Here is a 26,449-nt window from a genome sequence, read left to right on the forward strand (position 1 = left end):
GCTTCCTTCAGGGGGTGAGGATCGTTTCCCGGGGCGGCGGGACCTGCCAGCCCAGGTCGCGGTGGCGGGCGAGGTGGCGCGGCGTCCACGACTGCGCGCTCTTGAGCACGAAGTGGAAACGCGCCACATGGTAGCTCGGGTCGAAGCCGTAGAAGTTGCGCCGCATCATGTCGAGCTCGGCGGCGCGATAGGCGGCGAGCGGCTTCTCGGCCTCGTCGGCGGCGCGGCGGCCGGCCTTGTCGGCGATGCGTGCGGCGAGCGCCGGGTCGGTGGCGAGCGCGCGTGCACGCGCCTCCACCTCGGCCGCAAAGTCCGCGCGGCCGGTGCCGAAGCAGTCATCGATCAGCCCTTGCACCGCCGCCTGGCGGGCGAGCAGCGGCAGGCGGTTGCGCATGATTGCGCGCGCGGCGTTCCCGCCCACCCGGCGCGGCAGCAGGTAGGTCCAGTACTCGGAGCCGAACAGGTTGCCCATGTTCTTGTAGTGCGGGTTCATCACCACCCCTTCGCGCGCCCATACAAGGTCGCAGGCGAGGGCGAGAAAGCAGCCGCCGGCGCCGGCGTTGCCGCGCAGCGCGGCGACGGTGAGGCGGTCGGTGAGCCCGAGCAGCGCCAGGCAGACGTCGTCGATGGCCTCGATGTTGGCCCAGGACTCGTCGGCCGGCGAGGGCGCCGCCTCGATGGTGTTGAGGTGGATGCCGTTGGACCAGAAGCCGGCGCCGCCGTCGAGCACCAGCACCCGCATCGGGCGGCTGCGGGCAAACGCGATTGCGGCGAGCAGGCGGCGGCACTGCGCAGTGGACATCGCACCGTTGTAGAACGTGAAGGACAGCACGCCGAGCGCGCCATCGTCCGTCTCGCGGTAGGCGAGCTCGCGGTAGCCGAGCGTCGCCGGATCGGCGCCGGGCGGCGTTATCAGCGTGGCGGGCAGTTCCGGCAGCGTTGCTGCCTCGGTGGCGAAGGCGAGCGTGGCTGGGAGCTTGAACGGATGCGGGCTGTCGGCGCGGCGCACGTGGCCGATCCACACCGCGCCGTCCGCCGTGGCGCGCAGCAATGCGCCGTCGCGGCGGGCGAGCAGCGTGCCGGGCGCGGCGTGCTCGCAGCCGGCCGGCCGGCGCCCAAGGTGGGCGTCAAAGAGATGACAGGCTTGATCGAAGAGCGCGTCGGCCACGCCGGGGAAGCCGTCGGCGGCGCGGATGCGGGCGAGGATCTCGGCGCTGCCCATGCGCGCCCAGTCGAGCGCGCGATCGGCCTGGCACATCAGCGGGCGCAGGCGGCCGCGCGCATCGCTGATTTCCGCCAGCGGGCGCGGCTGCCAGCGACCCGCGCGCCAGTCGGGCACACGGGCGAGCGCCTCGCGCACCGCGGCAAGCGCGCCGGCGGTGGTCTCGTTGCGATAGACGTCGGACTTGGCCGCTGCGCGCAGCGGGAACTCACGGCTCGCCCATACCGGACCGGCGTCCATCTCGGCCTCGGCCTGCAGCACGGTGACGCCCCACCGCTTGTCGCCACCCTCAGCCTCGGCTTCCTGGATCGCCCAGTCGAGCGCGGAGGGGCCGCGGTCGCCGACGATGCCGGGATGCACGATCAGGGTGAGGTGGCGGCGCCAGACCGATTCGGGCACCGCACGCTTGAGGAAGGGCGCCACGATCACGTCGGGCGCGAACAGCGCCACTGCTTCCTCGGTCACGCTGTCGGCGATGTCGAACTCCACCGAGACTTCGTGACCGTCGGCGCCGAGCTCGGCGAACAGGCGCTGGGCGAGGCCGTTGAAGCTGTGGGTGAGGAGCAGGATGCGCAGCGCCGCGGCCATCAGCAGATCCTCGGCAGTTGCTCGCCGGCGAGCCAGTCCACCATGCGTCGCCCGCCGAAGCCGGTGCGGATCTGCACGAAGTGCTGCGGGTCGGCGGTGGCGGCACCGATCCTTGTGGCCTCGGCGCCGAGCGGGTGGGCACGCAATGCGGCGAGCGCGGCCTCGGCGTGCTCGGGCGCACACAGCACGACCAGCTTGCCCTCGTTGGCGACGTAGAGCGGGTCCAGGCCGAGCAGTTCGCAGGCCGCGTGCACCTGGGACGATACCGGGATCGCCGCCTCGTCGAGCTCCATGCCCACGCCCGACTGCGTGGCGATCTCGTTGAGCGTGGTCGCCAGGCCGCCGCGGGTGGGGTCGCGCAGCACGTGCACCGCCTCGGCCGGCACCGCGGCATAGAGCGCCTCGATGAGGCCGTTGAGTGCCGCACTGTCGGAGACGATCTCGGAGTCGAAGGCCAGCGATTCGCGCTGCGCCATGATCGCCATGCCGTGGTCGCCGATGCGCCCGGACAGCAGCACCACGTCGCCGGGCCGCGCACGTGCGCCGCCCGGATCGCGCCCGGCCGGCAGCGCGCCCACCCCGGTTGTGGTGATGAAGACCCCGTCGCCCTTGCCCTGCTCGACCACCTTGGTGTCGCCGGTCACCACCATGACTCCGGCCGCGCGTGCGGCGGCGGCCATCGAATCGACGATGCGGGCGAGTTCGGCGAGCGCATAGCCTTCCTCGAGGATGAAGCTGGCGGCCAGGTAGAGCGGGCGCGCGCCCATCACCGCGAGGTCGTTCACCGTGCCGTGCACCGACAGGCTGCCAATGTCGCCGCCGGGAAAGAACAGCGGGCTCACCACGTGGGCGTCGGTCGCCATCACCAGGCGCTCGCCCGGTGCCGGCGCGGGCAGCACGGCGCCGTCGTCGCCGCGGGCGAGGAAGTCGTTGGCGAAGGCGCGCGCGAAGAGTTCGGAGATCAGCTGCGCCATCGCCCGCCCGCCGGCGCCGAAGCCCAGATCGACGCGGCCGTTGCGCAGGTCCAGCGGGCGGACGTAGCCGGGTTTGACGGTGTTCATGCAGTTTCCTGGTTTGCGTTCAGGGGTGCGGTGCCGACGACGCGCACCGGCACGTCGCGGAAGCGCCCGTAGTTGTAGTGTGCGGCGCAGGCGCCCTCGGAGGACACCATGCACGAGCCCATCGGCGTTTCCGGGGTGCACACGGTGCCGAACAGCTTGCAGTCGGTCGGCTTCTTCACGCCGCGCAGGATCGCGCCGCATTCGCACGCGCGGTTGTCCGGCACCGGGCGGTAGTCGAGGCCGAACTTCGCCTCCGCGTCCCAGGGCGCGAGGGCGGCGCGGATGCGCAGTGCGGAGTAGGGCACCAGGCCCAGGCCGCGCCATTCGAAGCTGCGCCGCAGCTCGAAGGTCTCGGCGACCAGGGTCTTGGCCTTGAGGTTGCCGTCCGGCACCACCGCGCGCGTGAACTCGTTCTCGACCTCGGCGCGGCCTTCGTTGACCTGGCGCACCAGCATGCGGATCGCCTGCATCACGTCGAGCGGCTCGAAGCCGGCGATCACCACCGGCTTGCGATACTCCTCGGCGAAGAACGCGTAGGGCTGGCTGCCGATGATGGTGGACACGTGGGCAGGGCCGATGAAGCCGTCCAGCGGCACGGTGCCGAGCCGGCGCACCTCGGGCGACTCGAGGATGGTGGAGATTGCCGACGGCGTGAGCACGTGGTTGCAGATCACGCTGAAGTTGGTAACGCCCTGTGCCGCGGCCTGGCGCAGCACGAGCGCGGTGGGCGGCGTGGTGGTCTCGAAGCCGATCGCGAAGAAAACCACCTCGCGCGCCGGCTCGCGTGCGGCAAGCGCGAGCGCGTCGGCGGCGGAATACACCATGCGCACGTCGGCGCCCCGGGCCTTGGCCTTGAGCAGTGACAGGCCGTCGGAGGCGGGCACGCGCAGGCAGTCGCCGTAGGTGCACAGGATCACCTCGGGGCGCGAGAGCGCGAGCTGGATCGCCATGTCCACGCGCCCGATCGGCAGCACGCACACCGGGCAGCCGGGGCCGTGGATCATGCGCACGTTGGGCGGCAGCAGGTCGGTGACGCCGTAGCGCGAGATGGCGTGGGTGTGGCCGCCGCAGAACTCCATGAAGGCGTAGTCGCGGCCGGTGTCGGCCTCGCGCGCGATCGCCCGCGCAAGCCCCGCGGCGAGCCTGCCGTCGCGGAATTCGTCCACGTACTTCATCGTGTCGCCCTGTGCCTCATGGGCTTGCCCTGCGCGCTCATTGCGCAGCGGCCGCTGCTGTGGCGTCGTCTGCGAATGCGGCCTCGGGGTCGATCCCCGCCTCGGCGAACAGTGCCAGGGTCTGTGCGGCCTCCTCGGGATCGAGGCGGGTCAGGGCGTAGCCGACATGCACGATCACGTAGTCACCGACGGCCGCGCCATCGACGAGCGCGAGCGAGATGTCCTTGCGCACGCCGCCGAGTTCGACGCGGCACTGGTCGTCGGGCAGCAGTTCGACGATGCGGGCGGGGATGGCGAGACACATGCTCAGGTTTCCTTTGCGGCGAGATGATGCATGGCGACCCAGGCCTGGCCGAGCGCGAGCCCGGCATCGCCGGGCGACAGCTGGCGGGCGCCGAGCACCTGCAGGCCGCTCGCCGGCAGGCTGGCGTGCAGCGCGTCCGAGAGCAGGCGGTTGTGCAGGCAGCCGCCGGACAATACCACGGTGTCGCAGCCGGTCAATTGGCGCCCGGCGGCGACCCAGTCGGCCAGCGCGGCGGCCAGTGTGGCCTGGAAGCGGGCGGCGCCGCGCACTGCGTCGTGCTCGTCGGCGAGGCGCAGCAGCAGGGGGTGCAGGTCGAGTTCGAGGGTGATGCCCTTGGGAGGGGTTTCGGGCTGCACGCCCTGCGTGGCGCCACCGTCTGCTGTGCTGCGGGTCTTGAGCTGCCAGTCGGTGCGCGCCACCGCTGGGGCGCTTGCGCGGCTGGCGAGCTGCTCCAGGGCAATGGCGGCCTCGGCCTCCATCTGCATGACCTCGCAGATGCCGAGCAGGCCCGCCGCGGCGTCGAAGTGGCGGCCCAGGCTGGAGGTCGCCGGGGACAGCGCGGGGCGTGCCAGCACATGGCCCAGCATGGCAGCCGCGGGCTGGTGCGCAAAGCGGTGCGGGATTTCGTCGCCACGCCCGCAGGCGTGCAGCAGCGCCGCCGCCATGCGCCAGGGTTCGCGCGCGGCGCGGTCGCCGCCGGGTAGATGCAGCGGGCGCAGGTGGCCGAGGCGCACGAACTCGCTGCCCGCCACCCACAGCAGTTCGCCGCCCCAGGCCTCGCCATCGGTGCCCAGACCGACGCCATCCAGGGCGAGGCCGAGCACCGGCCGTGCGTTGAAGCGGCCATGCTCGGCGAGCACGGCGCCGACGTGGGCATGGTGATGCTGGACGCCGATCGCCGGCACGCCGAGCCGGGCGGCAAGTTCGGTGGCGACGCGGGTGGAGTGGAAGTCGGGGTGCAGGTCGTGAGCGATGGCGCGCAGCGGCCCGCCCGCTTGCGCGATCAGCGCCTCGGCCGCGGGGGCGACGCGGCGACAGGCGTCGGCGTTGTCGAGGTCGCCGAGGTTGGGACCGAAGGCCGCGCCGTCCGTTTCGAGCAGGCAGGAGGCGTGCTTGAACCACGCCCCCAGCGCGAGGATGGGCAGCTGCTGCGCCTGCTCGTTCAGCGCGAGCTTCATGCCTGCGGCGCGGTGGCGCGTGCGGCGCCCAGGCCGGCCTCGATCCACGCCAGCCATTCGTCCAGGCCTTCGCCGGTGGTGGCCGAGCTGCGGATCACGCGCAGGGCAGGGTTCACCCGCAGCGCGTACTCGATGGCACGCTGCGCGTCGAAGCGCAGATAGGGCAAGAGGTCGACCTTGTTGAGCAGCATCACGCTTGCGGCGGCGAACATGTCGGGGTACTTCAGCGGTTTGTCCTCGCCCTCGGTGACCGACAGGATGGCGACCTTGTGCGCTTCGCCGAGGTCGAAGGCGGCTGGGCAGACCAGGTTGCCGACGTTCTCGATCAGCAGCAGGCTGCCGTTGGTGAGCCCCATGCGCGGCAGCGCGCGGGCGACCATGTCGGCGTCGAGATGACAGCCCTTGCCGGTGTTGATCTGCAGCGCGGGCACACCGGTGGCGCGGATGCGTTCGGCGTCGAATTCGGTCTGCTGGTCGCCTTCGATCACCGCTGCCGGAATCCGTCCGGCCAGCGCCTCGAGGGTACTTACCAGCAGCGAGGTCTTGCCCGAGCCCGGGCTGGACACCAGGTTCAGCGCGAAGATGCCGTGCGCGCGCAGCCAGGCGCGGTTCTGGTCGGCGCGGGCGTCGTTCTTGCCGAGGATGTCGCGCTCGATCTTCACCATCTGTGCCTGGCTCAGGCCCGGTGCGTGTGCATGTGCGGGCCCTGCTCCGAAGTGCAGGTGGTGGTGGCCGTGGTGGATGTGGGCGTCGTCTGCGACCGTTTTGCCGGCCTGCGGGGTGTCGGCGGGGGGCTCGTCGGTGTGGTGGAGGTCGGCGTGGGGGACATCGGCGTGGTGCAGGTCGGAGCGCTTCACGTCGGTGGCTGTGGCCGCAGTGGCCGTGTCGAGCGCGCGCCAGGCGCGTGTCGGCCCGTGCGCGGGTCGGCCATGTCCACCGCGCCTGCCGCCGCCCAGCGCGCCGATCCGGGTTTCACCGGTACCACATCCACAAACGGTGCACATCTTCAGAAACTCCAGTGTCCATTCAAAAACGTCCGCGCCCGCTCCCCTCGAGGGGGTGCTGTAGGGTGCGGTCGCTGCCTTACGGGCGTCTCTCGCCCGCGGCGATGTTTCGATTGCTGCGCAGGCTAGCGTCAATCCACCTCCAGCGCCTTGACGCGCATCTCCTTCCCCGCGGTCAGCTGAACCTGGTAGCCGCCGCAGGCGGGGCAGGCGTCGTAGATCTCGTGCATGGGCACGGTCTTCGCGCAGGCCAGGCACCAGCCGGCCCCGGCGACCGGCTCGACCTCGATGCGCGCGCCCTCGGCCGCCGTGCCCTGCAGTACCACGTCGAGACAGAAGCGCAGCGCGTCGACCTCGACGGAGGCGAGCGCGCCGATCTCGAGCACGACGCTGCGCACCTTTTCGAACCCGTTCGCGGCAGCCGATTCCTCGATGATTGTGCGTACGCCCTCGGCCAGCGACATCTCATGCATGCAGTTTCTCCTTGATGGCCCAGCTTACCGCCACGCAGGGATCGAGCGCGAGAGCCAGGGCGCGGAGCCTGCGTTCGAGTGCGGCTGGGGCTCCCCGCGGCGCGGCCAGGGCTTCGCGGACGAAGGCGCCCCGGGGGTGGAAGTTCCATTCCGTCGGCGCAATCACGGAGTACTCAATGACCCGCGGCCCCGAGGTGGTTTCGTCCACGCGTACACGGTGAATCAGCAGCCCGCGCGCGCTGGCCACGCAGGACAGGCCGGTGCCGGGCGTCGGGGAGAAGGCGTCGATGCGCGTGCGATCCGGGCGTGGCGAGGCGGACAGCACCTGCCCGCATTCGCGCAGATCCGCGATTCGCGCCGCGATCCGTGCCCGGATGCGTTGGCCCTGCCGCAGGCGGGCGGCGGTTTCGGTATCGGCCGCGTGGCGTGCGAGCACCCCGGTTTCGTGGGCGGCGCCGTCGAGCTCCGGCGCCCGCGAGAAGGCGCGGCCGAAGTCGAGCTGCTCGACGCATGCGCGTGCGCCCAGCATGGGCAGCAGCGGGGTGGCTTGGGCGGTCGTGAGGGCCGGGTCGAGTTCGCCGCCGACCGCATCCAGCAGGGGGGCTGCGATCTCGTGTGCAAGTGCGGAGAGTTCGGCGCCGGGCGCGCCCTGTCCCTCCTCGCGCATGGTCGTGAGTCGGCGGTATATCGCGGTGAAGCGGGTGCGCCATTCGGTGCGCTGCGCGGCGGGCAGGGCGAGCAGGGCCGGCCAGTCGAGCATCAGGCGCCACAGGTGTTCCTGCGCGGTCTCGGCCGCGACCACGATCTCGTCGTGTATCCGGCCCGGCGTCGGGACGGTGTCGCCTTGCCCGCCGCTGGCCGCGTCGAGGGCGGCGCGTGCAGCGGCCGTCTGGGCCATGGCGCACAGCGAGAACAGGCGCGGGACACGCGTGAGCACATCGGCCGGTGACCTGCCCTCGAGTGCGCGCACGGCGACCGGGCGCGTGTTGCGCAGGTGCAGGGCTTCCAGGCCTTTGGGGCCGAGCCGCGCGTGCACCTCCAGCGCGCCCGCATCGATCGAGGCAGCCGTGGCCATCGTCGTCAGCGCCCCGCGGGTGCGCCGCCAAAGCGCAGGAAGCGGCGGCGGCTCGTATCGACCGGTGGCGGGGATGCGGGCGTGTCCGCCGGAGCCGGGCCGGTGGTTGCGGCAGGCGGTTGGCAGGCGGTGGCCAGGGCATCCTGCACCAGCGCGCGTGCGGCTTGGTCGTCCGCGATCCCGGTGACGGTGTTGAGCAGGGGGAAGTACTGGAACGCGGGAAGGCGGGCGTCGCCTTCGTCCGCGATGAAGGGCAGGGTGCCGACCGGCAGCGTCACCAGGCTCCGGCTGCCCGCGGGCGTGTCCGTCCACAGCTCGCCGCCGCCAGGCAGCAGCATCAGTTGAACACTCCACGGAGTGACTACGCCGCCCAGCCAGTCGCCCTCCACATGCCGGAAATCGAAGGCATGGACCGAGAGCGCCGGATTCAGGAAGGGCAGGCCGGACATGCGCTCGGCGAGCACGCCTTCGAACCACTGCTGCACCGCGGCCATGGGCGACGTGTCCCAGGCCGGCGCGTGCAAAGCGGGTGGGGGCGTACGCGCCGGGCGGCGCAGTTGCTCCATCATGTGGCGGCGCTCCGGCTGCGTTCGCGATCGAGGTCGCCGAAGAAGTCTTCCGGGTGGTAGTCGCCGTCGAGCGAGGCAGCCAGTGCAGCCAGCGCCTCTTCGATCAGCGCGCGCTCTTCCTCGGCGACCACTTCCTTGGCGAAGCCGAGCGACACCAGCACCCAGGTGCCGACCGGCTGCGGGCCGAGCAGCATCATGTTCGCCCGCTCGCGCCGATCACCACGGCCGACCACGGCGATGTCACCGTCGGCCTCGAGGGCGAGGATCTGCATCGGGACGGAGAGGCACATCAGGCAGCCTCCCGCAGGGCTTCCAGGCCGTAGCCGCCGCCTGCCAGCGCGCCGAGCAGTTCAGCCTCCGCCTCGGCCAGGGCGGCCCGCACGGGCGCGGACAGGGTCATGCCGGTGGCGAGCGACTGCGGTTCGACGCCGACCACCACGGTGCGCCGCGGTGCGCGACCGACGAACTGCAGGGTCGCGAGCACATCCGCCAGTCCGACCTGGTGCGGCGAGAGCTTGGTGCGGAAGAAGGTCGGCACCTCGTCGTCGCGCAGCACCACGACGCTGCCCGGGCTGCGGCCGCTGCGCACGCAGTCGGCGATCACGAGCAGATCCAGATGCTCGAGATCCTCGAGCATCTCCATCGCGCAGGTGCCGCCGTCCAGCACCTGCAGGCCGGTGGGCATGCGGTGGCCGACCATCAGGCGCTCCACCAGACGCACCCCCACGCCCTCGTCGGAGAGCAGGATGTTGCCGACCCCGAGCAGCACGGCGCGCCCGTGGGCGCCGGCACTGCTGCCCGCCGTGGCCGGGGTGACGTGGCTGGCCTCGGCCGGCGGGTTGTGAGCCTGTCTCGCGTCCGTCTCGGCTTGCATGGCGTTCCCCTCAGGCAGCCTTGACCCGTACGACCTCGGCCTGCTCGGTGTCGAGCACATGTACCGCGCAGGCGAGGCAGGGGTCGAAGGAGTGCACCGTGCGCAACACCTCCAGCGGCTGATCCGGCACGGCGACCGGCGTGTCGACAAGGCAGGCTTCGTACGCGCCCGGCTCATCCTTCTCGTTGCGTGGCGCCGCGTTCCAGGTCGTGGGCACGACGCACTGGTAGTTCTTGATCTTGCCGTCCTCGATCACCACCCAGTGCGACAGGATGCCGCGCGGTGCTTCATGGAAGCCCATGCCGCGCTGCTCGCCGCGCGGGAAGCTCGGAGCGTTGAAGGTGTCGAGGTCGCCCTTGGCCATGTTGGCGAGGAGCAGGTCCCACTGTTTCGCGAGTTCATCGACCTGCACCGCGCACGACACTGCGCGCGCGGCGTGGCGGCCGATGGTGGAGTGCAGGGCGTCCAGGCCGACCTGGATGCCGGCGATGGACGACACGCGCTCGAGCGTGGCGGTGGCGTACTTCGTCGTGGGCTCGTGACCGGCGGCGAGCATGGTCAGCACGCGTGCCAGCGGTCCGACCTGCATCGGCTTGCCGTACAGGGTCGGCGCCTTCAGCCAGGAATACTTGCCCTCGTCCTGGAAGTCGGTGTACTTCGGCGAGGTTTCGCCGTCGTAGGGGTGCAGCGTGGCAGCGTCACCCGCCTTGTACTCGTACCAGGAGTGCTTGACCGCCTCGCTGACCCCCTTGAGCAGGTATTCGTCGGCGAAGCTGCGGATCTCGGTGAACTGGCCCAGATCGCCGTTGGCGATGTGGCCACCGGGCAGCGCAAAGGTCTCGCCCTTGCCGTCGAGCGGGATGTCCGGGGCGGCGAGGTAGTCGACGATCCCGCGGCCGATCTGGGTCCACTCGGGGTAGAAGGCGCCGATCGCCGCGACGTCGACCAGGTAGACGTTCTTGACGAAGTCGTCCAGCTTGTCGATCCAGCCCTTGATCGCCATGAGGCGCTCGACGGTCAGTACCGACTGCGCATCGACCGCGAGCGGGTTGGCCACGCCGCCGACCGCAACGTTCTGGATGTGGGGGGTCTTGGAGCCGAGGATGGAGACGATCTTGTTGGCGTAGCGCTGCACTTCCAGCGCCTGCAGGTAGTGCGACACCGCGATCAGGTTCACCTCGGGCGGCAGCTTCATGGCGGGGTGGCCCCAGTAGCCGTTGGTGAAGATGCCGAGTTGGCCGGTGCCGACGAAGCCCGACAGGCGCTCCTTGACCTTGGCGAACTCGTGCTTCGAGTTGCCCGACCAGGTCGACAGGCTCTCTGCCAGCGCAGCAGCCTTGGCCGGATCGGCCTTGAGCGCGCTGGTGACATCCACCCAGTCGAGGGCCGACAGGTGGTAGAAGTGCACGATGTGGTCGTGGATGGCGTGCGCGAGGATGATCAGGTTGCGGATGTAGTTGGCGTTGAGCGGGATCTCCAGCTTCAGCGCGTTTTCCACCGCACGCACCGAGCAGATCGCGTGCACCGTGGTGCACACGCCGCAGATGCGCTGGGTGATCGCCCACGCGTCGCGCGGGTCGCGACCGGTCAGGATGTTCTCGACGCCGCGCCACATCTGTCCCGAGGCCCAGGCCTTGGCGACACGGCCGTCGGCGACCTCCACGTCCACCCGCAGGTGGCCTTCGATGCGGGTGACGGGGTCGATGACGATACGTTGGCTCATGTGCTGGGTCTCCTTAGCGGGTGGCGGCGCGCAGGGCTGCGGCGGCAGGGGTGTGAGGCGCGTCTTCGCGCGGCAGAACCGGGAAGCGGCGGGTGATGACGATGTAGCCGAGCACTTCGATGGCGAACATGCCGAAGGTGACGAGCAGCTCGGAAACGGACGGGAAGTAGGACCAGCCCTCGCCGGTGTCGTAGCCGATGAGGAAGGCGTTGATGCGCAGCAGCACCCCACCCAGCATCAGCAGCGCACCACCGACGAAGAGCCGGGCCGGGTTGCGGCGCTGGGCCTCGGTGCGCAGCAGCACGAAGGGCGACAGGAAGCAGGCGGTCTCGAGCCAGAACATGAACGCGCGGAAGTCGGCGGTGAAGGCGTGGCCGAGCGCGCCGCGCACGATGAGATCGCCGAAGCGCACGATCATGAACACCGCCAGCACGCCAAGCATGATCTTCGCCAGCGGGGTCAGCAGGTGCATCTCGATCGAGCGCCGGTAGCCGGCCGCGGCCAGGCAGGACTCGAACAGCACCACCGCATAGCCGATCGTGATCGCCGAGAGCAGGAAGATCAGTGGCAGCAGCATGGTCTGCCACAGCGGATGGATCTGGGTGCCGAACACGATCAGCAGCGAACCCAGCGAGCTCTGGTGCATCATCGGCAGCACGGTGCCCAGGGCGATGAAGAAGAACATCACCTTGTTCAGCTTGCGGCGCGCGTCCTTCATGCCCCACTTCTCGAGGAAGGCCGGCGAGAACTCGATCCACATCACGATGATGTAGAGCGAGATGCACAGCGCCACTTCGAACATCACCGAGTTGGGCGACGCGTAGCTCGGGCTGAGGATGTGCCAGAAATTCCACCAGCGGCCGAGGTCGAAGATCACGCCGACGCCGGCCAGGGTGTAGCCGAACAGGCTGGCGAGCAGGGCCGGACGAACCAGGGGGTGATATTCGCCCTTGTTGAAGATGTACACCAGCATCGCGATCGAGAAGCCGCCGCAGGCGAAGGCGGAGCCGATCACCACGTCGGCCACCACCCAGATGCCCCAGGGGTAGCCGTCGTTGAGGTGGGTGACCTCGCCCAGGCCGTAGATGAATCGCACGGCGAGGATGGCGAGCGCGGCGAGGATCAGCACGCCGCAGGTGAAGGTCACCGGCGTCAGCAGCCGGCCGCCGACCGGTGCGGGCGCGGTGTGGGTGTGATTACTCATGGCGCTTGCCCCCGTCTTGGGTGTCGTGCATCGGGTCGTCGTGAATTTCGTCGTCGTGCTTCACGTTGCGCTTGGCCACCCAGCTCATCACGCCGAGCACGGCGAGCGGCAGCACGAGGCCGCCGTAGAGCGTGTGCTGGAGGGTTTCGGACTGGGACGAGAAGGAGCGTTCGGGCAGCGGCTTGTGGCCGAGCTTGTCAAAGGCGACCGCGGAGAGCTTGAACATCTGCGTGCCGCCGACTTCCTTCTCGCCATAGACGTGCTGCACATAGTGCGGCGCCGGGCCTTCCCAGGCGGGCTGGTCGGCGGTGTCGAGGTTGCCGCGCGGCCATACGGTGGCGGCGCCTTCCTCGAGCGCGAGCCGGCGGTGGGCCTCGGCCTTGAGCGAGGAGACCTTGCCAAACAGCGTCGCGCCGGTGGGGCAGACCTCTGCGCAGGCGGCGTACTTGCCCTCGGGCAGGAGGTGGCGGCACAGCTCGCACTTGCCGATCTGGCCGGTGGGCGAGTCGTAGTCGTACTTGGGGATTCCGAAGGGACAGGCGGCGACGCAGTAGCGGCAGCCGATGCAGGCGTCGGCGTCGTACTGCACGATGCCGGTGACCGGGTCCTTGGTCATCGCCGACACAGGACAGGCCGACACGCAGCTCGGGTCCACGCAGTGCAGGCAGGACACCTTCATGAAGGCGTAGCCGTCCTCTTCCTGGCCGCGGTTCATGCCCGTGCCCGACTGCCAGGCCTTGATCACGTTGAAGGTGCGCGCCGTGGTGTCGAGCGGCATGTCCCACAGCCCGTGGGTGGGCGTGTTGTAGTCCAGCGGGAGGTCGTTGGCTTCCTTGCAGGCGGCCACGCAGGCCTTGCATCCGATGCACAGGGTGGAGTCGAACAGCAGTCCGATTGCATCGGGGGAGATCTCTGCATTGCCCCGGGCCTGTACCGAAGGACTGGCGGCAGCCCCCGCCGCCGCCGCGCCGCCGGCAAGGGCGAGGCGGAAGAAATCGCGCCGGCCGTTCATGTCAGGCGCCCTCGCGTTCGGTCGGCTTGGCGGCGGCCTCGCTGGCGGCGTGCTGCTTGCCGAGGTTGCGGGCCAGCACCGCGCCTGCGCCGGCCGCAGCCCCTGCGACGGCGGCCAGCACGGCGGCCGAGCCGAGTGTGGCGCCCTGGCCCTGGGATTCGTGGATGCCGGGGTAGAGCGCGGGCGGCTCTACGTTCTTGACCTTGGCGAGCATGTGGATCGGCTTGGTGAAGCCGACGCCTTCCTCGGTACAGCCGATGCAGGGGTGTCCGCAGCCGACCGGCCAGGTGCCGGCGCCGGCGTCGCCGAACATCACGGTGGGGCAGTTGGCATAGGTTTCCGGCCCCTTGCAGCCGAGCTTGTACAGGCAGTAGCCCTTGCGGTGCCCGTCGTCGCCGAATTCCATCGCGAAGCGGCCGGCGTCGTAGTGCGCGCGGCGCTCGCAGTTCTCGTGCACCAGGCGCGAGTAGGCGAACAGCGGGCGGCCCTGCGCGTCTACCGGCGGCAGGGCGCCGAAGGTGAGGAAGTGAACGACGGTGGCGAGGAAGTTGTAGGGGTTGGGCGGGCAGCCGGGAATGCTCACCACCGGCTTGTCGATGATTTTGTTCACCCCCACCGCGCCGGTGGGGTTGGGGTCGGTCGCCGGCATGCCGCCCCAGGAGGCACAGGAGCCGATCGCGATCACTGCCGCGGCGTCCTGCGCGCATTCGCGCGTGAGTTCGATCGCGGTCTGGTTGCCTACCTTGCAATACACACCACCATCGCGGGTGGGGATGGCGCCCTCGACGACCAGCAGGTACTTGCCCTTGTGGCGTTCCATTGCCGCCTTGCGCGCCGCCTCGACCTGATGGCCTGCCGCGGCGAACAGGGTCTCGTGGTAGTCGAGCGAGATCACGTCGAGGATCAGCTTTTCGAGCGTGGGGTGCTCGGCGCGCAGCATGGATTCGGTACAGCCGGTGCACTCCTGGAAGTGCAGCCAGATCACCGACGGGCGCTCGGCGGCTTCCATGGCCTTCGCGACCGCAGCCTCGGCGCCCTTGGGCAGGCCGAGCGTGGTGGCGAGCGTGGCACAGAACTGCAGGAAGCTGCGCCGGCTCATTTCGAGGCGTGATTCGATCGGACGCCCGGGCTCGGTGGCGCTTGTCGTAGGTGCTGTAAGCATGTGTCTCCCCTCGCGTTCGAGAAGCGGCGTTTGCCGCAAGATCGGGTAAGGGAGATCAAGAAGCGTGCCAGCGTGCCGCATGGCCCTGAAACCCCAGGCGGCAACGCCTGCAGCCTGCGAGGCTGCAAAGGGGGTGGACGCGCTGCGCTCATCTGCGTGCAGAAACGATCAGTTTCTTTTCACCTGCGGGCAGGGCGCGTTCGCCTGGCCTCCGTGGCGCGCGAATTCTAGAATCCCGAACCATCAACCGTTTCTGGAACTGATCCATGCCCGCACTGCTTCGCCAGGCGCTTGTCCTGCTCGCCGCCTCCGCTCTCTCTGGCTGCGGCCTTTTCAGCGCGTCACGCCCGGCCGTGGAGGGGGCTGCGGAGCGTGCTGCCGTCGCACTGCTCGATCCGCAGGCGCCGATGCGCTTCCGCTGCGGCGAGCGGACGGTGACGCTGCGCCACTTCGGAGAACTGGCCACGCTTACGGTGGAGGGGCGGAGCTGGACGTTGCGGCCCGAGCGCACTGCGTCGGGTGCGAGGATGGTGTCGGTCGATGACGATCGCACCTGGATCTGGGTCAAGGGTGATGCGGCGATGCTTGAACTGGACGGCGCGCCTCAGCCCGGCTGCGGCCTGGCGGTGGAGAAGCCTTTGTTCCGCGCGGTGGGCAATGAACCGGCCTGGCGGCTGGATGTGCGCGCCGACGGGCTGTCGCTGCTGCTCGATCAGGGCGATACGCACGTGTTCGCGCCCAGCCCCCTCGTCGTCGACGGCGAGGGCCTGCGCAGCTACGAGGCGATGTCCGCCGGTGGGGCGCTCAGCGCGCTGGTGTTCGACCGCTACTGCGAGGACGGTATGAGCGGCATGCCGCACCCGAACAGGGTGGAAGTGCGCTGGCAGGACCGGGTGCTCCAGGGTTGCGGTGGCGACCCTGCGGCGCTGCTGCAGGGCGAGCCCTGGGAAGTGGTCGAGCTCGACGGTCAGCCCGTGGCCGAACCCGCGCGCATGACGATTGGCTTTGGTGCCGAGGGGCGCCTGTCCGGCCTCGCCGCGTGCAACCGCTATTTCGGCGAATACGCCTTGTCGGGCGAAGGGCTGCGACTGTCGCCGCTGGGTGCGACGAAGATGGCGTGCGAACCGCGTGCGATGGATGAGGAGCATCGCTTCATGCAGGCCGCCGGGCAGGTCGACGGTTTTGCCATTGCGGCGGATGGCACGCTGCGCCTGCTGGCCGGCGGGCGGGTGCGGATGCAGGCGAGGCGGCGCTGAGGACACTGCGCTCGCGGGAGCAACTGCGTGTGGGGGCAGGCTTGCCCGCGAAGGTGGCAAGACCAGGCGCCATTCTCGCGGGCGCGCCTGCGCCCACGGCAAAGCCTGCTGCAATCAGCGGCGTGCCTGGCGTGCCGCCTCCACCTCTTCCGGGCGCAGGCGTGCGGCGAGCTTGTCGAGCACGCCATTGACGAACTTGTGCCCGTCGGTGCCGCCGTAGCCCTTGGCGAGTTCGATGGCCTCGTTGATCACCACGCGGTACGGCGTGTCGATGTTGTGGCGCAGTTCGTGGGTGCCGAGCAGCAGGATGGCGTGCTCGATCGGCGAGAGCTCCGCGACCGGGCGCGACAGCAGCGGCGTGAAGCAGTCGCGCAGCTCGTCGGCGCTACCGGTTGCGCCGCGCAGCAGGCTGACGAACAGCTCACGGTCGATTTTGTCGAGGTTCTCGGTTTCCGATTCCAGGTGACGTTGGACCGTGCTCGCCGTGTTGCCCGACAGCAGCCATTGATACACGCCCTGCAGCGCGAGTTCGCGCGCGCGGCGGCGAGCCATCTTGCTCGTCGGGTTGGGGGCGCCGGCGCCCTCTGCCTGCGGATCGTTCATTTCGCTCATCGGATCACCTTCAGCAGATTCGCCATCTCGACCGCCGTGCGGGCGCAATCGGCGCCTTTCTCATGCATGCGGGCGATGGCCTGGTCGTCGTCTTCGGTGGTCAGCACGCCGTTGGCGATCGGGATGCCGGTGTCGAGGCCGACGCGGGTGACGCCCGCGCCCATCTCGTTGGAAACCAGCTCGAAGTGGTAGGTCTCGCCGCGGATCACCGCGCCGAGCGCCACCAGCGCGTCGAAGCGGCCGCTTCTGCCCATGGTCTGCAGCACGAGCGGGATCTCCAGCGCGCCGGGCACGGTGACGATGTGCATGTCCTCGCGCGCGACGCCGAGGGTGAGCAGCGTGTCCACGCAGGCCGATAGCAGGCCTTCGCAGATGTCGAGGTTGAAGCGCGCCATGACGATGCCCACGCGCACGCCGGCGCCGGCGAAGCTGGGGTCGGTTTCGGTGACGCCGTCGTAGCGCGACTGGCGGCGGGCGTTTTCGGATTCGTTACGTTGCATGCGGTTCTCTGTGATTCGTTCAGTTCTTGTCGACAAAGCCGGTGATCTCCAGCCCGAAGCCGGTCATGCTGGGGATCTTGCGCGGGCTGGCGAGCACACGCATCTTGCCGACGTTCAGCGCACGCAGGATCTGGGCACCGACGCCAAAGAGCCGGGCGTCCCACTTCACCGTGGGGCGGGCCTGGCTGCCACTGAGGCTGGCGAGCAATTCCCGACCCGACTGCGGGCGATAGAGCAGCACGATCACCCCCGCCTCGGCCTCGGCCAGGGTGGCGAGCGCCTTGTTGATCGGGAAGCTGTGCCGGCCACTGCCGGTATCGAGGAAATCGAGCACCGAGATCGGCTCATGCACCCGCACCAGGGTCTCGCGCTCGGGGGTGATGTCGCCGCGCGACAGCGCGAAGTGCACGTCGCCCGAGGTCTTGTCCTCGAAGGCGGTGAGGCGGAAGGGGCCGTGCGCGGTATCCACGTCCTTCTCCGTGACCTTCTCGACCAGGTGGTCGTTGGCGGCGCGGTACTCGATCAGGTCGCGGATTGCGCCGATCTTGAGGCCGTGCGCCTTGCCGAACTCGATGAGATCGGGCAGGCGCGCCATGGTGCCGTCGTCCTTGAGGATCTCGCAGATCACCGCGGCGGGCTCCAGCCCGGCGAGCTGGGCGAGGTCGCAGCCGGCCTCGGTGTGACCGGCGCGGATCAGCACGCCGCCCTTCTGGGCGGTGAGCGGGAAGATGTGGCCGGGGGTGACGATGTCTTCCGGCCGGGCTTGGCGGGCGACCGCGACCTGCACGGTGCGCGCGCGATCGTGGGCCGAGATGCCGGTGGTGACGCCGGTGGCGGCCTCGATCGACACCGTGAACGCGGTGCCGTGCGGCGTGCGGTTGTCGCGCACCATCTGCTGCAGGCCGAGCTGGCGGCAACGCTCGTCGGTGAGCGTCAGGCAGATCAGGCCGCGGCCGTGCTTGGCCATGAAGTTGATCGCCTCGGGGGTGACGAATTCGGCCGCCATCACGAGGTCGCCCTCGTTCTCGCGGTCTTCCTCGTCGACCAGGATGACCATGCGGCCGGCCTCGATGTCGGCGATGATCTCGGTAATCGGCGCGAGTGCGCTCATGCTGTGTCCTCTGTCTTGTGTTGCGGGCGCGCGGTGGCTCAGGCCTGTGCGGCCTCGTCCTTCTTCCACTCGAGCATGCGCTCGACGTAGCGTGCGATGAGGTCGATCTCGAGATTGACCTTGCTGTCGGCTTGCAGGTGCTTGAGGTTGGTCATCGCCACCGTGTGCGGGATCAGGTTGATCCAGAAGTCGCGCCCTTCGACGCGGTTCACGGTGAGGCTGACGCCATTGATGGTGATCGAGCCCTTCTTTGCGATGTAGCCGGCGATCGTGGCGGGCGCCCGGATCACCAGTTCGTGACTCTCGCCCACGGGGGCGAACTTCACCACCTCGCCCACGCCGTCCACATGGCCGGTGACGAGGTGGCCGCCGAGGCGGTCGGTCAGACGCAGCGCCTTCTCGAGATTCACCTCGTTGCCGACGGCATCCAGGCCTACGGTGCAGTTCAGCGTCTCGCGTGAGACGTCGTACCGGAGCCTGGCGCCGTCCATCTCCACCACGGTCAGGCATACGCCGCTGTGCGCGACGCTGTCGCCGACGATGATGTCGGACAGATCCAGCCCGTTGGTGTCGACGGTGATGCGGATGCCGTCTGCGAGCGGCGCGATGTGTTCGATGCGACCAACGGCCGCGACGATGCCGGAGAACATGAAGGGTTTGAACCGAAAGGGGAAAGGCGGGATTGTAGGGGAAAAAACCCCGCCTCGCTCAGAGCGCCCGGTCCAGCACGGTCGCGAAGGGCGTTGCCTTCATGAAGCCCACCACCCGCATGCCCTCGCGCTCCTTGCCCGCGGCGTCGAAGAAGATGATGCCCGGCGGGCCGAAAAGGCCGAAGCGCTTGAGCAGCGCCTTGTGCTCCTCGGTGTTGGCGGTGACGTCGGCCTTGAGCAGCAGCATGCGGCCCATGCGCTCGGCCACGCCGGCGTCCGTGAAGGTGAAGCGCTCCATCTCCTTGCACGACACGCACCAGTCGGCATAGAAGTCGAGCAGCACCGGGCGGTCGGTGGCGGCCAGCCGCGCGTCGAGCTCGGCGACGGAGTTAACCTTGTCGAATTGCGGCACGTTGAACGGCGCCGCGGCCTGCGCGCGCAGCACCGAGAGCGGCTGCAGCGGGTCGCGCGAGCCGGCGAGCGCGCCCACCAGGATCGCCGCGCCGGCCAGCAGCAGCACTACGCCCACGCCTTTCCAGAAGCGCTGCCAGCCCCTGGCCTGCGGCGGCAGCGGGTCGATCGCGTGCAGGAAGATGGCGGAGAACAGCAGCAGCGCCGCCCAACCCAGCATCATCGCCAGCGGCGGAATCACCGGGGTAATCATCCACAGCGCCACCGCGAGCAGCATCACGCCGAAGGCCTTCTTGACGCCCTCCATCCAGGGCCCGACCTTGGGCAGCAGGCTGCGCGAGGCCACGCCCACCGCCAGCAGCGGCGCACCCATGCCCAGGCCCATCGCGAACAGCGCCCAGCCGCCCAGCACCGCATCGCCGGTCTGCGCGATGTAGAGCAGGGCGCCGGCCAGCGGTGCTGCCACGCAGGGGCCGACGATGAGCGCCGACAGCACGCCCATCACGATCACCCCGCCCAGGCTGCCGCCTTTGCCGTGGCTCGCGGTGTCTGCCAGCCTGCTTTGCAGCGCGGTGGGCAGTTGCAGCTCGTAGAAGCCGAACATGGACAGCGACAGCAGCACGAAGACAAGGGCGAAGGCCGACAGCACCCACACGTTCTGCAGCGCGGCGGTCAGCATGGTGCCGGACAGCCCGGCCGCGACGCCGGCGAGCGCGTAGGTTGCCGCCATGCCCAGCACATAGGCCAGTGACAGCACGAAGGCGCGCATGTGCGACACCTTGTTGCCCTGGCCGACGATGATGCCCGACAGAATCGGGATCATCGGGAAGGTGCAGGGGGTGAACGCGAGCAGCAGGCCGAAACCGAAGAAGCTGGTGAGGATGATGGGGACGCTTGCGCCGGAGAGCAGGCGGGCGATGTCGCCGGTCTCGTCGCTGGAGACGGTGGGCGCGGCCGCTGCGGCCGGTGCCGGCGTGCTCGAGGCGGAGCCTGTTGCGCCCGAGCCTCCGCCCAGGACGCTGTCGAGGAAGCCGCCGCCGGACTTCTTCGGCGGCGCGCTGAGGTCAATCGACACCTGTTGCGTGGTCGGCGGATAGCAGATGCCCCCGTCCCAGCAACCCTGGCTGGTCGCGAACAACTCGAAACGCGTGAGTCCCTCGGGCGCCTCTACCGGAAGCAGGATGCGCAGTTCGCCGCGATGCGTTTCCACCTCGCCGAAGAAGTCGTCCTTCTTCAGCTTGCCCGCAGGCTTCTCTGCGGTCCCGAAGCGCACGCCCTCCGGCTCGGCCTCGAAGCGGAAGTTGTCGCCATACAGGTAGTAGCCCTTCGCCACCTGGAACACCACCTCCACCGTGTGCGCATCGAGCGCCTGCGCACGCATCGCGAAGGCCTTTTCCGGCTCGATCGGATCGGCCTGGACGGCGGGCACCAGCGCGATGAAGCTGGCCAGCAGCGCGAACAGGCGGATCAGGGCGTACAGGGGGGAGAGGAGGCGCGCAGAGGAGAACATCGGGGCTCTTCGGAGGGTTGTCGGGAGGGGCGCATGCGAGTCGTGCGGGCGGCTTGGCCTGGCGGCGTCCTCAGCCGGCCGGTGGCCGGGTTTCGGCGCCCACCCAGTCGAGGTAGGTCGCCAGCCCCCGCTCGAAAGGGACCGCCACGATCTCGGGAAGTTCGTACGGGTGGCGGGCGCGGATCGCCGCTTCCAGTTCCGCATAGCGTGCGGCTGTGGTCTTGATCAGCACCGGCACCTCGCTGGCTGTCTCCACCGCGCCCTGCCAGCGATAGACCGAGGTGCACGGCGCCATCACGTTCACGCACGCGGCCAGGCCGGCCTCGACCAGCGCGGCGGCGAGGCGCTCGGCGCTATCGTGGTCCGGCAGCGTGGAAAGGACGAGCAGGACACGCCGGTCGTCCAGGGTTTCGTGTGCGGTGGGGGCAGGAACGGACATGGTCAGTCGGTCGGCGTCGGATCGCCTCGGATGGGGGAGGCATTTTCTCAGAAATGGGCGTGGACCGATCTGCGCGCGATCAAGTGCGTGCAATCCGCTGAGTCTGCGCTTATTCGTTCATTAGAAAGTTATTGATCATTTTTTGATATGGCTCAGCGTTTCATGAATGCCAATGGGCTAAACCCCCGCTTTCGGTCATCGGCCGCAACGCGGCAAGACATGGGGGACACATGTTTCTGCTCGATTGGCTACTTGCCAGAGTCCGCCGTGGGCGCGAAGAGGCGCTCCCCGAGTGGGCGTGTTCCGCTGACGAGGGTGACGATGAAGGTGCGCTCGACCTGGCCGCCCGTTACCACGCTGACTTGCTGGTGCGTCTCGTACGCGAGCACCGAAGCATGCTTGACGCCATCGGGGCCATCCAGGGCGCTGCGGCGGATGGCTTGCTGCGCAGCATCGGCCCTCTGCTCGACCGCTTGCGCGTTACGCTCCAGGGCCATGTGCTGGTCGAGAACGTGCGCTTCTACTTCCATCTCGACCATGTGTTTGCCGAAGACCCGGAAATGCGCGCGCTGATGCAGGCGTTCCGCGAGGACATGGACGAGGTGGGCGCGGAAGCGCTGGCCTTTCTCGCTCGATACGCCCACGTAAGCGAGGAGCCGGCGCTCGAGGAGAGCTTCTTCGATGATTTCGAGCGCGTGATCATCGGCCTCGCACACCGTATCCAGCGCGAGGAGGAGATCCTCTACCCCCTCTACGCGACCGGGTGCATCACCGAGGCTTCAGTCCGCGCTTCGGATCCGGCCCACGGTTTCGAGCCCATCGGCAGCGATCCGCATCACGATGATCTCGCCCGCGGCGGGGAAAACCCCCGAGAGTGAGGTGATGTTTACCTGATGGGTCACCAGCACCAGCGCACGACCCGGCACGCTGTGTTCAGCGATCAAGGCGCGCGTCGCCTGCGTGCTCGCAGCCCCGTTGCCCCGGTCGGCAAAAAAGGAGTTGAGACTGGCGTTCTGGACCGTCGCCGCGGACGAAAGGTGCCGTTGGCGACGTTACCGTTCCGGTAGGCCCGGCGCCAGCCGCGTCAAAGATCATTCGGCAGGCGTCATGGAGGCTCTCTCACCCACCGGCGAACCCCACAACCGGGAATTGGGGTCTGTCCCCGATTTTTGCTGATTGACCCGATCCCCTGAAAGGCATAGGCTTTGACATATGCCTTTCAGGGGATCACTATGAACAGCGAACGACACGTCTCCCTTTTTCGCAACGGACGCAACCAGGCGGTCCGGATACCGCGCGAGTTCGAGCTTGAAGGCACCGAGGCCATCATCCGCAAGGAAGGGGCGAGGTTGATCATCGAGCCCATTGGCCCGCGTCACAGGCTCCTGGCCTTGCTGGCCGGCTGGGCCCCGCTGCAGGAAGCCTTCCCCGAAATCGCCGACCCGCCGCCTGAACCGGAGGACGTGTTCTGATGGCGGCGCGCTATCTGCTGGACACGAACATCCTGTCGAGCCTGATCAAGGATCCGCAGGGAGCGGTAACGAAGCGGCTGGCCCAACTCGACGCCGATGCCATCTGCACCAGCATCGTCGTGGCCTGCGAGCTTCGTTATGGCGCGGCGAAGCGCGGCTCGGTCGCCCTGACGCAGCGCGTGGAAGATTTGCTCGGTGCCATCGAGGTGTTGCCCTTCGAGGGTGATGCAGATCGCGAGTACGCCGAAATTCGCGCGACGCTGGAGCGGGCCGGGAGCACCATCGGAGCCAACGACCTGCTGATCGCGGCGCATGCTCGCACGCTCAACCTCACCCTCGTCACGCATAAGCTCCGTGAATTCGAGCGCGTTCCGGGCTTGCTGCTGGAGGATTGGCTGGAGCGGAAGGATGAGTAGATGAAAGACCTGACCCTGAGGGTTTCTCTGCGTGCCGGTCTTGCTGCGGTCTGCGGCTTCAGACTAGACTTAGTCCATCAACTTAGTCCGATAGGTGTGCGATGCCGTTGACCGTCAACGTCCACGAAGCCAAGACGCAATTTTCCCGCCTGCTCGAGCAGGCGCATGCCGGCCAGGAGATCATCCTCGCCAAGGCGGGCAAGCCCTACGCACGCCTCGTGCCGCTCGCCCCCGACGGGGGCACCGTCCGCAAGCCGGGCCGTCTGGCCGGCAGGCGGCTGCCCGACGCCTTCTTCGAGCCGCTGCCGCCCGAAGAACTCGCCGCCTGGGAATGACGATGCGCCTGCTGCTCGATACCCACGCGCTGCTATGGTGGTGGACCGATGATCCGCAGCTGTCCGCCCGGGCTCGCGACGCCATCTCGGACCCGGCCAACGCCGTCTTCGTCAGCGCCGCCACAGCCTGGGAACTCGCTACCAAGCACCGGCTCGGCAAACTCGGCGAGGCAGCGGAGGCGGTCGGCCGGTTCGACGAGCTGGTGGTGGCCGATGGCTTCCAGCATGTGCCGATCAACCACTACCACTGCCTCAAGGCGGGCGGCTATGCGGTCGAGCATCGCGACCCCTTCGACCGCATGCTGGCGGCGCAGACGGAGCTGGAAGGCCTGGTGTTGGTGACGCGCGATCCGGCATTGGGGCTGTTCGGGGTTGCGACGTTCTGGTGAGGGGCGGAGTCGTGCCAGCGGGAGGGGTTAGGCGAGTAAATGAAAGACCTGACCCCGGGGGGGTTCTCAATCGCTGCTATCATCTGTCCATGTGGTCATCTGGAGAGGCGTCATGCGCACGGTTGCAGTTGTCGAGGCCAAGAGCCAGTTTTCAGCGTTGCTGGCGGCGGTGGAGAGTGGTGAGGAGGTGGCGATCACCCGGCGCGGTCGGGTGATCGCCCGCCTCATACCGGATACGCCGCGTTCCGCGGCAGACGTATTCAGGGCCTGCTGGCAGGCGGGCGGGCTGGAGCTGGAGGCGCCGCCCGATGCGCCTGCCGAGCCGGTCGCCGGCTGGGATTGACGCGGCATGCACTACCTGCTCGATACCAACATCTTCATCGCCGCGCTCAAGGCGCAGCCTGCGGTTCGCTTGCGGCTCGAGTCCTTGCCGGCGTCCGCGCTCGTGCTTTCGCCCATCGTGCTGGGCGAACTCCAGACCGGGGTGGAGAAGAGCGCACAGGCCGAGCGCAACCGGGCGCGCCTGGAAGAGGTGGTGGCGGGGCTTGCGGTGCCGCCGCTCGACGCCGCGACGAGTTCGCACTACGCAAGGATTCGCGCCGGGCTCGAGCGGCAAGGCACGCCGATCGGCGGCAACGATCTGTGGATCGCTGCGCAGGCGCTTGCCCTCGGTGCCGTGCTGGTGACCGACAACGTCAGGGAGTTCAGCCGCGTTCCAGGCCTGGCGGTCGAGAACTGGCTGTCGTCGTGACTGAGGGGCACGGTGCAGGGGATGGACCCCTGGTTCGCTCACCTTGCCCGAGTTCACCCCCATGACCATAATGACCATAACAGTCAGCAGGAGTCGCACGATGATCACGCAAGCCAGCGCCGTCAGCTTTCGCCAGAACCTCGGCGAGATGCTCAACCAGGTACAGTACCGCCACGACAGCGTGGTGATCAACAAGGACGGCAAGCCCGTCGCAGCACTCGTCGATGCGCGCCTGTTCGAGCGCATCCGCCGCATGCAGGCGCGTTTCGATGCGCTTTGCCAGCGCATCGAGGCAGGCTATGACGGCGTCCCCGAAGACGAGGGGATCGCCGAGATCGAGGCCGCGGTCGCTGCCGAGCGACGCGAACGCAAGCAGCGGATAGCGGGCTGAGCGTGCCGTCCACCCTGCGTGTCGTTCTCGACACCAATGTGCTGTTGTCCGGCCTGGCCTACCCGGGGAGCGTGCCGGGCCGCATCGTCGCCGCCTGGCGGCACGGTTCGGTCGACGTGGTTTTGTCGACCTTCATCCTCGAAGAACTGCGTCGCGTCCTGCCACGGCTAACCGCCCGCCACGGCCTTTCCAGCCGCGAAATCGACGACCTCGTGGACATCCTGTCGATCCAGGCCGAGCTCGTCGAGCCGGAGTCGGTTGCCGACGAGGCCTTGCGCGACGACAACGACCAGCCCGTGCTCGGCACCCTGCTGGCGGGCATGCGCGCAGGAAGCCTCGACTACCTGATCGCCGGCGACAAGGACCTGCTCGCCCTGGCAAACGTCTACCCCATCCTCACGCCCGCCGAGTTCTGGCGTCGGCACGGGGGCGTGTAGCGCCGGCGCGGGGCGGAAATTGGGGTCTGTCCCCTATTTCCTCTAAAATGCACCATCCGTATGAATTAATCACACTTTTGGCGTAACTCCAGGAGGCACGTCATGGGCACCGTGCGCAAGACGATTACCCTGACCGATCAGCAGGACAACTGGGTCAAGGCACAGATCAACGCAGGTCACTACACGAACGACAGCGAGTGCATCCGCGATTTGATCCGCCGCGAGCAGGAGCGCAGCGCCGAGATCGAGGCGATCCGCGCCGCGCTGATCGAGGGAGAAGCCAGCGGCGAGCCGAGACGCTTCGATGCTGCAGACTTCAAGCAGCGGATGCTTGCCGAGCATGGCTGAATATCGCCTGACCCCGGCGGCTGAGCGCGACCTCGAGGCAATCTGCGCAGCGTTGTTCGTTTGCTAGACTTGAGGCGTCGTTTTTCATGAGGTGGCGAACATGCACCCGATGATCGAATCCCACCGCGAGGCGCTGCGTGCGCTGGCGCGACGCCATGGCGTGCGCTCGATCAAGGTGTTCGGCTCGATGGCGCGTGACGACGCCGACGCATCCAGCGATGTCGACCTGCTGGTCGAAACCGCTCCCGACACCTCAGGCTTCGTGCTCGGGGCATTGTTGATGGACGCGCAAGACCTCCTCGGTCGCCGCGTGGACGTGGTGACCGAGAAATCGCTTCACCCGCTGATGCGCGACCGCATCCTCAACGAGGCGCAGCCATTGTGATCCTTGCCGCATGAAGCCGAGTCCCGAGGCCGACAAGGTATAGCTTGTCCACATGCCGGAGTGCACTGGCCGCATCGACGAGTACGTCGGTGGTGACGAGACCCGTTTTCGCGCTTCACGGCTGATTCAGGATGCGGTCGTTCGCAATCTGCAAACGCTGGCGGAGTCGAGTCAGCGTTTGACCGATAAGATCAAGGCGGGCGAGCCGGACGTGCCACGGCGTGCGATATCCGGCTTCAGGAACATCCTGGTACATGACTACCTGGCGATCGACGTCGATGCGGTCTGGCTGGTGGTGGATCAGGAATTGCCGCGACTGCGCGCCGCGTTGCAGAGGATGCAGAAGCGCTCGCCGGTTATATGAGGGGCGAGTGGGGCCGCGGTCGTGTCAAGAATGAGAAAGCCCGCCGGG

General features: G+C 68.6%; 34 protein-coding genes. 13 read left to right on the forward strand and 21 right to left on the reverse strand.

Annotated elements, in window-relative coordinates; genetic code table 11:
• Positions 1 to 7 precede the first annotated feature (7 nt).
• The 15 genes from ACPT9U_RS14455 to ACPT9U_RS14525 all read right to left on the reverse strand — a co-directional run bounded on the left by ACPT9U_RS14455 (position 8) and on the right by ACPT9U_RS14525 (position 14,624).
• Positions 8 to 1,810 carry a hydrogenase maturation protein gene (locus tag ACPT9U_RS14455; RefSeq protein ID WP_435751420.1) on the reverse strand — a complete coding sequence of 601 codons (1,803 nt, stop codon included), beginning with the start codon at positions 1,808 to 1,810 and terminating at the stop codon, positions 8 to 10.
• Entirely contained in the window at positions 1,810 to 2,871 is a 1,062-nt protein-coding gene (gene hypE / locus ACPT9U_RS14460; RefSeq protein WP_435751421.1) for a hydrogenase expression/formation protein HypE, read from the reverse strand. The genes ACPT9U_RS14455 and hypE overlap by 1 nt, the downstream gene beginning before the upstream one ends.
• Positions 2,868 to 4,046: a hydrogenase formation protein HypD gene (gene hypD / locus ACPT9U_RS14465; protein WP_435751422.1), complete on the reverse strand. Its 1,179-nt coding sequence runs from the start codon at positions 4,044 to 4,046 to the stop codon at positions 2,868 to 2,870. The genes hypE and hypD overlap by 4 nt, the downstream gene beginning before the upstream one ends.
• 37 nt (positions 4,047 to 4,083) lie before the next feature.
• The gene (locus ACPT9U_RS14470; RefSeq protein WP_270069047.1) at positions 4,084 to 4,350 is read right to left on the reverse strand and encodes a HypC/HybG/HupF family hydrogenase formation chaperone; all 267 of its coding nucleotides are present in this window, start codon (positions 4,348 to 4,350) and stop codon (positions 4,084 to 4,086) included.
• A gap of 2 nt (positions 4,351 to 4,352) precedes the next feature.
• Entirely contained in the window at positions 4,353 to 5,528 is a 1,176-nt protein-coding gene (locus ACPT9U_RS14475; RefSeq protein WP_435751424.1) for a Kae1-like domain-containing protein, read from the reverse strand.
• Positions 5,525 to 6,532, reverse strand: coding sequence for a hydrogenase nickel incorporation protein HypB (hypB, locus tag ACPT9U_RS14480; RefSeq protein WP_435751425.1), 1,008 nt, complete (start codon positions 6,530 to 6,532; stop codon positions 5,525 to 5,527). Before hypB ends, ACPT9U_RS14475 begins: the two co-directional genes overlap by 4 nt.
• 131 nt (positions 6,533 to 6,663) lie before the next feature.
• Entirely contained in the window at positions 6,664 to 7,005 is a 342-nt protein-coding gene (gene hypA / locus ACPT9U_RS14485; RefSeq protein WP_418364460.1) for a hydrogenase maturation nickel metallochaperone HypA, read from the reverse strand.
• Positions 6,998 to 8,080: a hypothetical protein gene (locus ACPT9U_RS14490; protein ID WP_435751426.1), complete on the reverse strand. Its 1,083-nt coding sequence runs from the start codon at positions 8,078 to 8,080 to the stop codon at positions 6,998 to 7,000. The genes hypA and ACPT9U_RS14490 overlap by 8 nt, the downstream gene beginning before the upstream one ends.
• Positions 8,081 to 8,085: 5 nt before the next feature.
• On the reverse strand, positions 8,086 to 8,649 hold the full coding sequence (gene hybE / locus ACPT9U_RS14495; RefSeq protein WP_435751427.1) for a [NiFe]-hydrogenase assembly chaperone HybE: 564 nt from the start codon (positions 8,647 to 8,649) through the stop codon (positions 8,086 to 8,088).
• Entirely contained in the window at positions 8,646 to 8,939 is a 294-nt protein-coding gene (locus ACPT9U_RS14500; RefSeq protein ID WP_435751428.1) for a HypC/HybG/HupF family hydrogenase formation chaperone, read from the reverse strand. Before ACPT9U_RS14500 ends, hybE begins: the two co-directional genes overlap by 4 nt.
• Positions 8,939 to 9,523: a HyaD/HybD family hydrogenase maturation endopeptidase gene (locus tag ACPT9U_RS14505; protein WP_435751429.1), complete on the reverse strand. Its 585-nt coding sequence runs from the start codon at positions 9,521 to 9,523 to the stop codon at positions 8,939 to 8,941. Before ACPT9U_RS14505 ends, ACPT9U_RS14500 begins: the two co-directional genes overlap by 1 nt.
• A 10-nt stretch (positions 9,524 to 9,533) precedes the next feature.
• Positions 9,534 to 11,246, reverse strand: coding sequence for a nickel-dependent hydrogenase large subunit (locus tag ACPT9U_RS14510; RefSeq protein WP_435751430.1), 1,713 nt, complete (start codon positions 11,244 to 11,246; stop codon positions 9,534 to 9,536).
• Positions 11,247 to 11,259: 13 nt separating this feature from the next.
• Entirely contained in the window at positions 11,260 to 12,450 is a 1,191-nt protein-coding gene (gene hybB, locus ACPT9U_RS14515; protein ID WP_435751431.1) for a Ni/Fe-hydrogenase cytochrome b subunit, read from the reverse strand.
• On the reverse strand, positions 12,443 to 13,462 hold the full coding sequence (gene hybA, locus ACPT9U_RS14520; protein WP_435751432.1) for a hydrogenase 2 operon protein HybA: 1,020 nt from the start codon (positions 13,460 to 13,462) through the stop codon (positions 12,443 to 12,445). Before hybA ends, hybB begins: the two co-directional genes overlap by 8 nt.
• A 1-nt stretch (position 13,463) precedes the next feature.
• Complete coding sequence (locus ACPT9U_RS14525) at positions 13,464 to 14,624, reverse strand: hydrogenase small subunit (protein ID WP_435751433.1); 1,161 nt, start codon at positions 14,622 to 14,624, stop codon at positions 13,464 to 13,466.
• A gap of 266 nt (positions 14,625 to 14,890) precedes the next feature.
• Between ACPT9U_RS14525 and ACPT9U_RS14530 the strand changes: the two genes are divergently transcribed.
• The gene (locus ACPT9U_RS14530; protein ID WP_435751434.1) at positions 14,891 to 15,880 is read left to right on the forward strand and encodes an META domain-containing protein; all 990 of its coding nucleotides are present in this window, start codon (positions 14,891 to 14,893) and stop codon (positions 15,878 to 15,880) included.
• A 114-nt stretch (positions 15,881 to 15,994) separates the two neighbouring features.
• Here ACPT9U_RS14530 and nusB read toward each other — a convergent pair whose 3' ends face one another.
• The 6 genes from nusB to cutA all read right to left on the reverse strand — a co-directional run bounded on the left by nusB (position 15,995) and on the right by cutA (position 21,113).
• Entirely contained in the window at positions 15,995 to 16,492 is a 498-nt protein-coding gene (gene nusB / locus ACPT9U_RS14535) for a transcription antitermination factor NusB (RefSeq protein WP_435751435.1), read from the reverse strand.
• Positions 16,489 to 16,992, reverse strand: a complete 504-nt coding sequence (gene ribH / locus ACPT9U_RS14540) for a 6,7-dimethyl-8-ribityllumazine synthase (protein ID WP_418364471.1) — start codon at positions 16,990 to 16,992, stop codon at positions 16,489 to 16,491. The genes nusB and ribH overlap by 4 nt, the downstream gene beginning before the upstream one ends.
• Positions 16,993 to 17,011: 19 nt before the next feature.
• A complete protein-coding gene (ribBA, locus tag ACPT9U_RS14545; RefSeq protein WP_418364472.1) occupies positions 17,012 to 18,103 on the reverse strand; it encodes a bifunctional 3,4-dihydroxy-2-butanone-4-phosphate synthase/GTP cyclohydrolase II in 1,092 nt (363 codons plus the stop codon).
• Positions 18,104 to 18,141: 38 nt separating this feature from the next.
• Positions 18,142 to 18,753, reverse strand: coding sequence for a riboflavin synthase (locus ACPT9U_RS14550; RefSeq protein ID WP_435751436.1), 612 nt, complete (start codon positions 18,751 to 18,753; stop codon positions 18,142 to 18,144).
• A gap of 58 nt (positions 18,754 to 18,811) precedes the next feature.
• On the reverse strand, positions 18,812 to 20,674 hold the full coding sequence (gene dsbD, locus ACPT9U_RS14555) for a protein-disulfide reductase DsbD (protein WP_435751437.1): 1,863 nt from the start codon (positions 20,672 to 20,674) through the stop codon (positions 18,812 to 18,814).
• A 70-nt stretch (positions 20,675 to 20,744) separates the two neighbouring features.
• A complete protein-coding gene (gene cutA, locus ACPT9U_RS14560) occupies positions 20,745 to 21,113 on the reverse strand; it encodes a divalent-cation tolerance protein CutA (RefSeq protein ID WP_435751439.1) in 369 nt (122 codons plus the stop codon).
• 230 nt (positions 21,114 to 21,343) lie between these two features.
• On the opposite strand from cutA, the gene ACPT9U_RS14565 reads away from it, so the two are divergent.
• The 12 genes from ACPT9U_RS14565 to ACPT9U_RS14620 all read left to right on the forward strand — a co-directional run bounded on the left by ACPT9U_RS14565 (position 21,344) and on the right by ACPT9U_RS14620 (position 26,401).
• A complete protein-coding gene (locus ACPT9U_RS14565) occupies positions 21,344 to 21,991 on the forward strand; it encodes a hemerythrin domain-containing protein (RefSeq protein ID WP_435751440.1) in 648 nt (215 codons plus the stop codon).
• 354 nt (positions 21,992 to 22,345) lie between these two features.
• Positions 22,346 to 22,585: an antitoxin gene (locus ACPT9U_RS14570; protein ID WP_039921103.1), complete on the forward strand. Its 240-nt coding sequence runs from the start codon at positions 22,346 to 22,348 to the stop codon at positions 22,583 to 22,585.
• Positions 22,585 to 23,001, forward strand: a complete 417-nt coding sequence (locus tag ACPT9U_RS14575) for a type II toxin-antitoxin system VapC family toxin (protein ID WP_435751441.1) — start codon at positions 22,585 to 22,587, stop codon at positions 22,999 to 23,001. The genes ACPT9U_RS14570 and ACPT9U_RS14575 overlap by 1 nt, the downstream gene beginning before the upstream one ends.
• A 101-nt stretch (positions 23,002 to 23,102) precedes the next feature.
• Positions 23,103 to 23,336: a type II toxin-antitoxin system Phd/YefM family antitoxin gene (locus ACPT9U_RS14580; RefSeq protein ID WP_435751442.1), complete on the forward strand. Its 234-nt coding sequence runs from the start codon at positions 23,103 to 23,105 to the stop codon at positions 23,334 to 23,336.
• Positions 23,337 to 23,338: 2 nt separating this feature from the next.
• A complete protein-coding gene (locus tag ACPT9U_RS14585) occupies positions 23,339 to 23,725 on the forward strand; it encodes a type II toxin-antitoxin system VapC family toxin (RefSeq protein WP_435751443.1) in 387 nt (128 codons plus the stop codon).
• 112 nt (positions 23,726 to 23,837) lie between these two features.
• Positions 23,838 to 24,068, forward strand: coding sequence for a type II toxin-antitoxin system Phd/YefM family antitoxin (locus ACPT9U_RS14590; protein WP_435751444.1), 231 nt, complete (start codon positions 23,838 to 23,840; stop codon positions 24,066 to 24,068).
• A gap of 6 nt (positions 24,069 to 24,074) precedes the next feature.
• Positions 24,075 to 24,476 carry a PIN domain-containing protein gene (locus ACPT9U_RS14595; RefSeq protein ID WP_435751445.1) on the forward strand — a complete coding sequence of 134 codons (402 nt, stop codon included), beginning with the start codon at positions 24,075 to 24,077 and terminating at the stop codon, positions 24,474 to 24,476.
• A gap of 100 nt (positions 24,477 to 24,576) precedes the next feature.
• Positions 24,577 to 24,867, forward strand: a complete 291-nt coding sequence (locus ACPT9U_RS14600) for a type II toxin-antitoxin system Phd/YefM family antitoxin (RefSeq protein WP_435751446.1) — start codon at positions 24,577 to 24,579, stop codon at positions 24,865 to 24,867.
• A 2-nt stretch (positions 24,868 to 24,869) separates the two neighbouring features.
• Positions 24,870 to 25,304: a putative toxin-antitoxin system toxin component, PIN family gene (locus tag ACPT9U_RS14605; RefSeq protein ID WP_435751447.1), complete on the forward strand. Its 435-nt coding sequence runs from the start codon at positions 24,870 to 24,872 to the stop codon at positions 25,302 to 25,304.
• Between the two features lie 102 nt (positions 25,305 to 25,406).
• A complete protein-coding gene (locus ACPT9U_RS14610) occupies positions 25,407 to 25,652 on the forward strand; it encodes a type II toxin-antitoxin system ParD family antitoxin (RefSeq protein WP_435751448.1) in 246 nt (81 codons plus the stop codon).
• A 100-nt stretch (positions 25,653 to 25,752) separates the two neighbouring features.
• Positions 25,753 to 26,037, forward strand: coding sequence for a nucleotidyltransferase family protein (locus ACPT9U_RS14615; protein ID WP_002940158.1), 285 nt, complete (start codon positions 25,753 to 25,755; stop codon positions 26,035 to 26,037).
• Positions 26,038 to 26,089: 52 nt separating this feature from the next.
• The gene (locus ACPT9U_RS14620) at positions 26,090 to 26,401 is read left to right on the forward strand and encodes a HepT-like ribonuclease domain-containing protein (RefSeq protein WP_435751449.1); all 312 of its coding nucleotides are present in this window, start codon (positions 26,090 to 26,092) and stop codon (positions 26,399 to 26,401) included.
• The last annotated feature ends 48 nt before the right edge of the window (positions 26,402 to 26,449 follow it).

The organism is Thauera sp. AutoDN2, assembly GCF_051280715.1.
Classification (GTDB): Bacteria; Pseudomonadota; Gammaproteobacteria; order Burkholderiales; family Rhodocyclaceae; genus Thauera.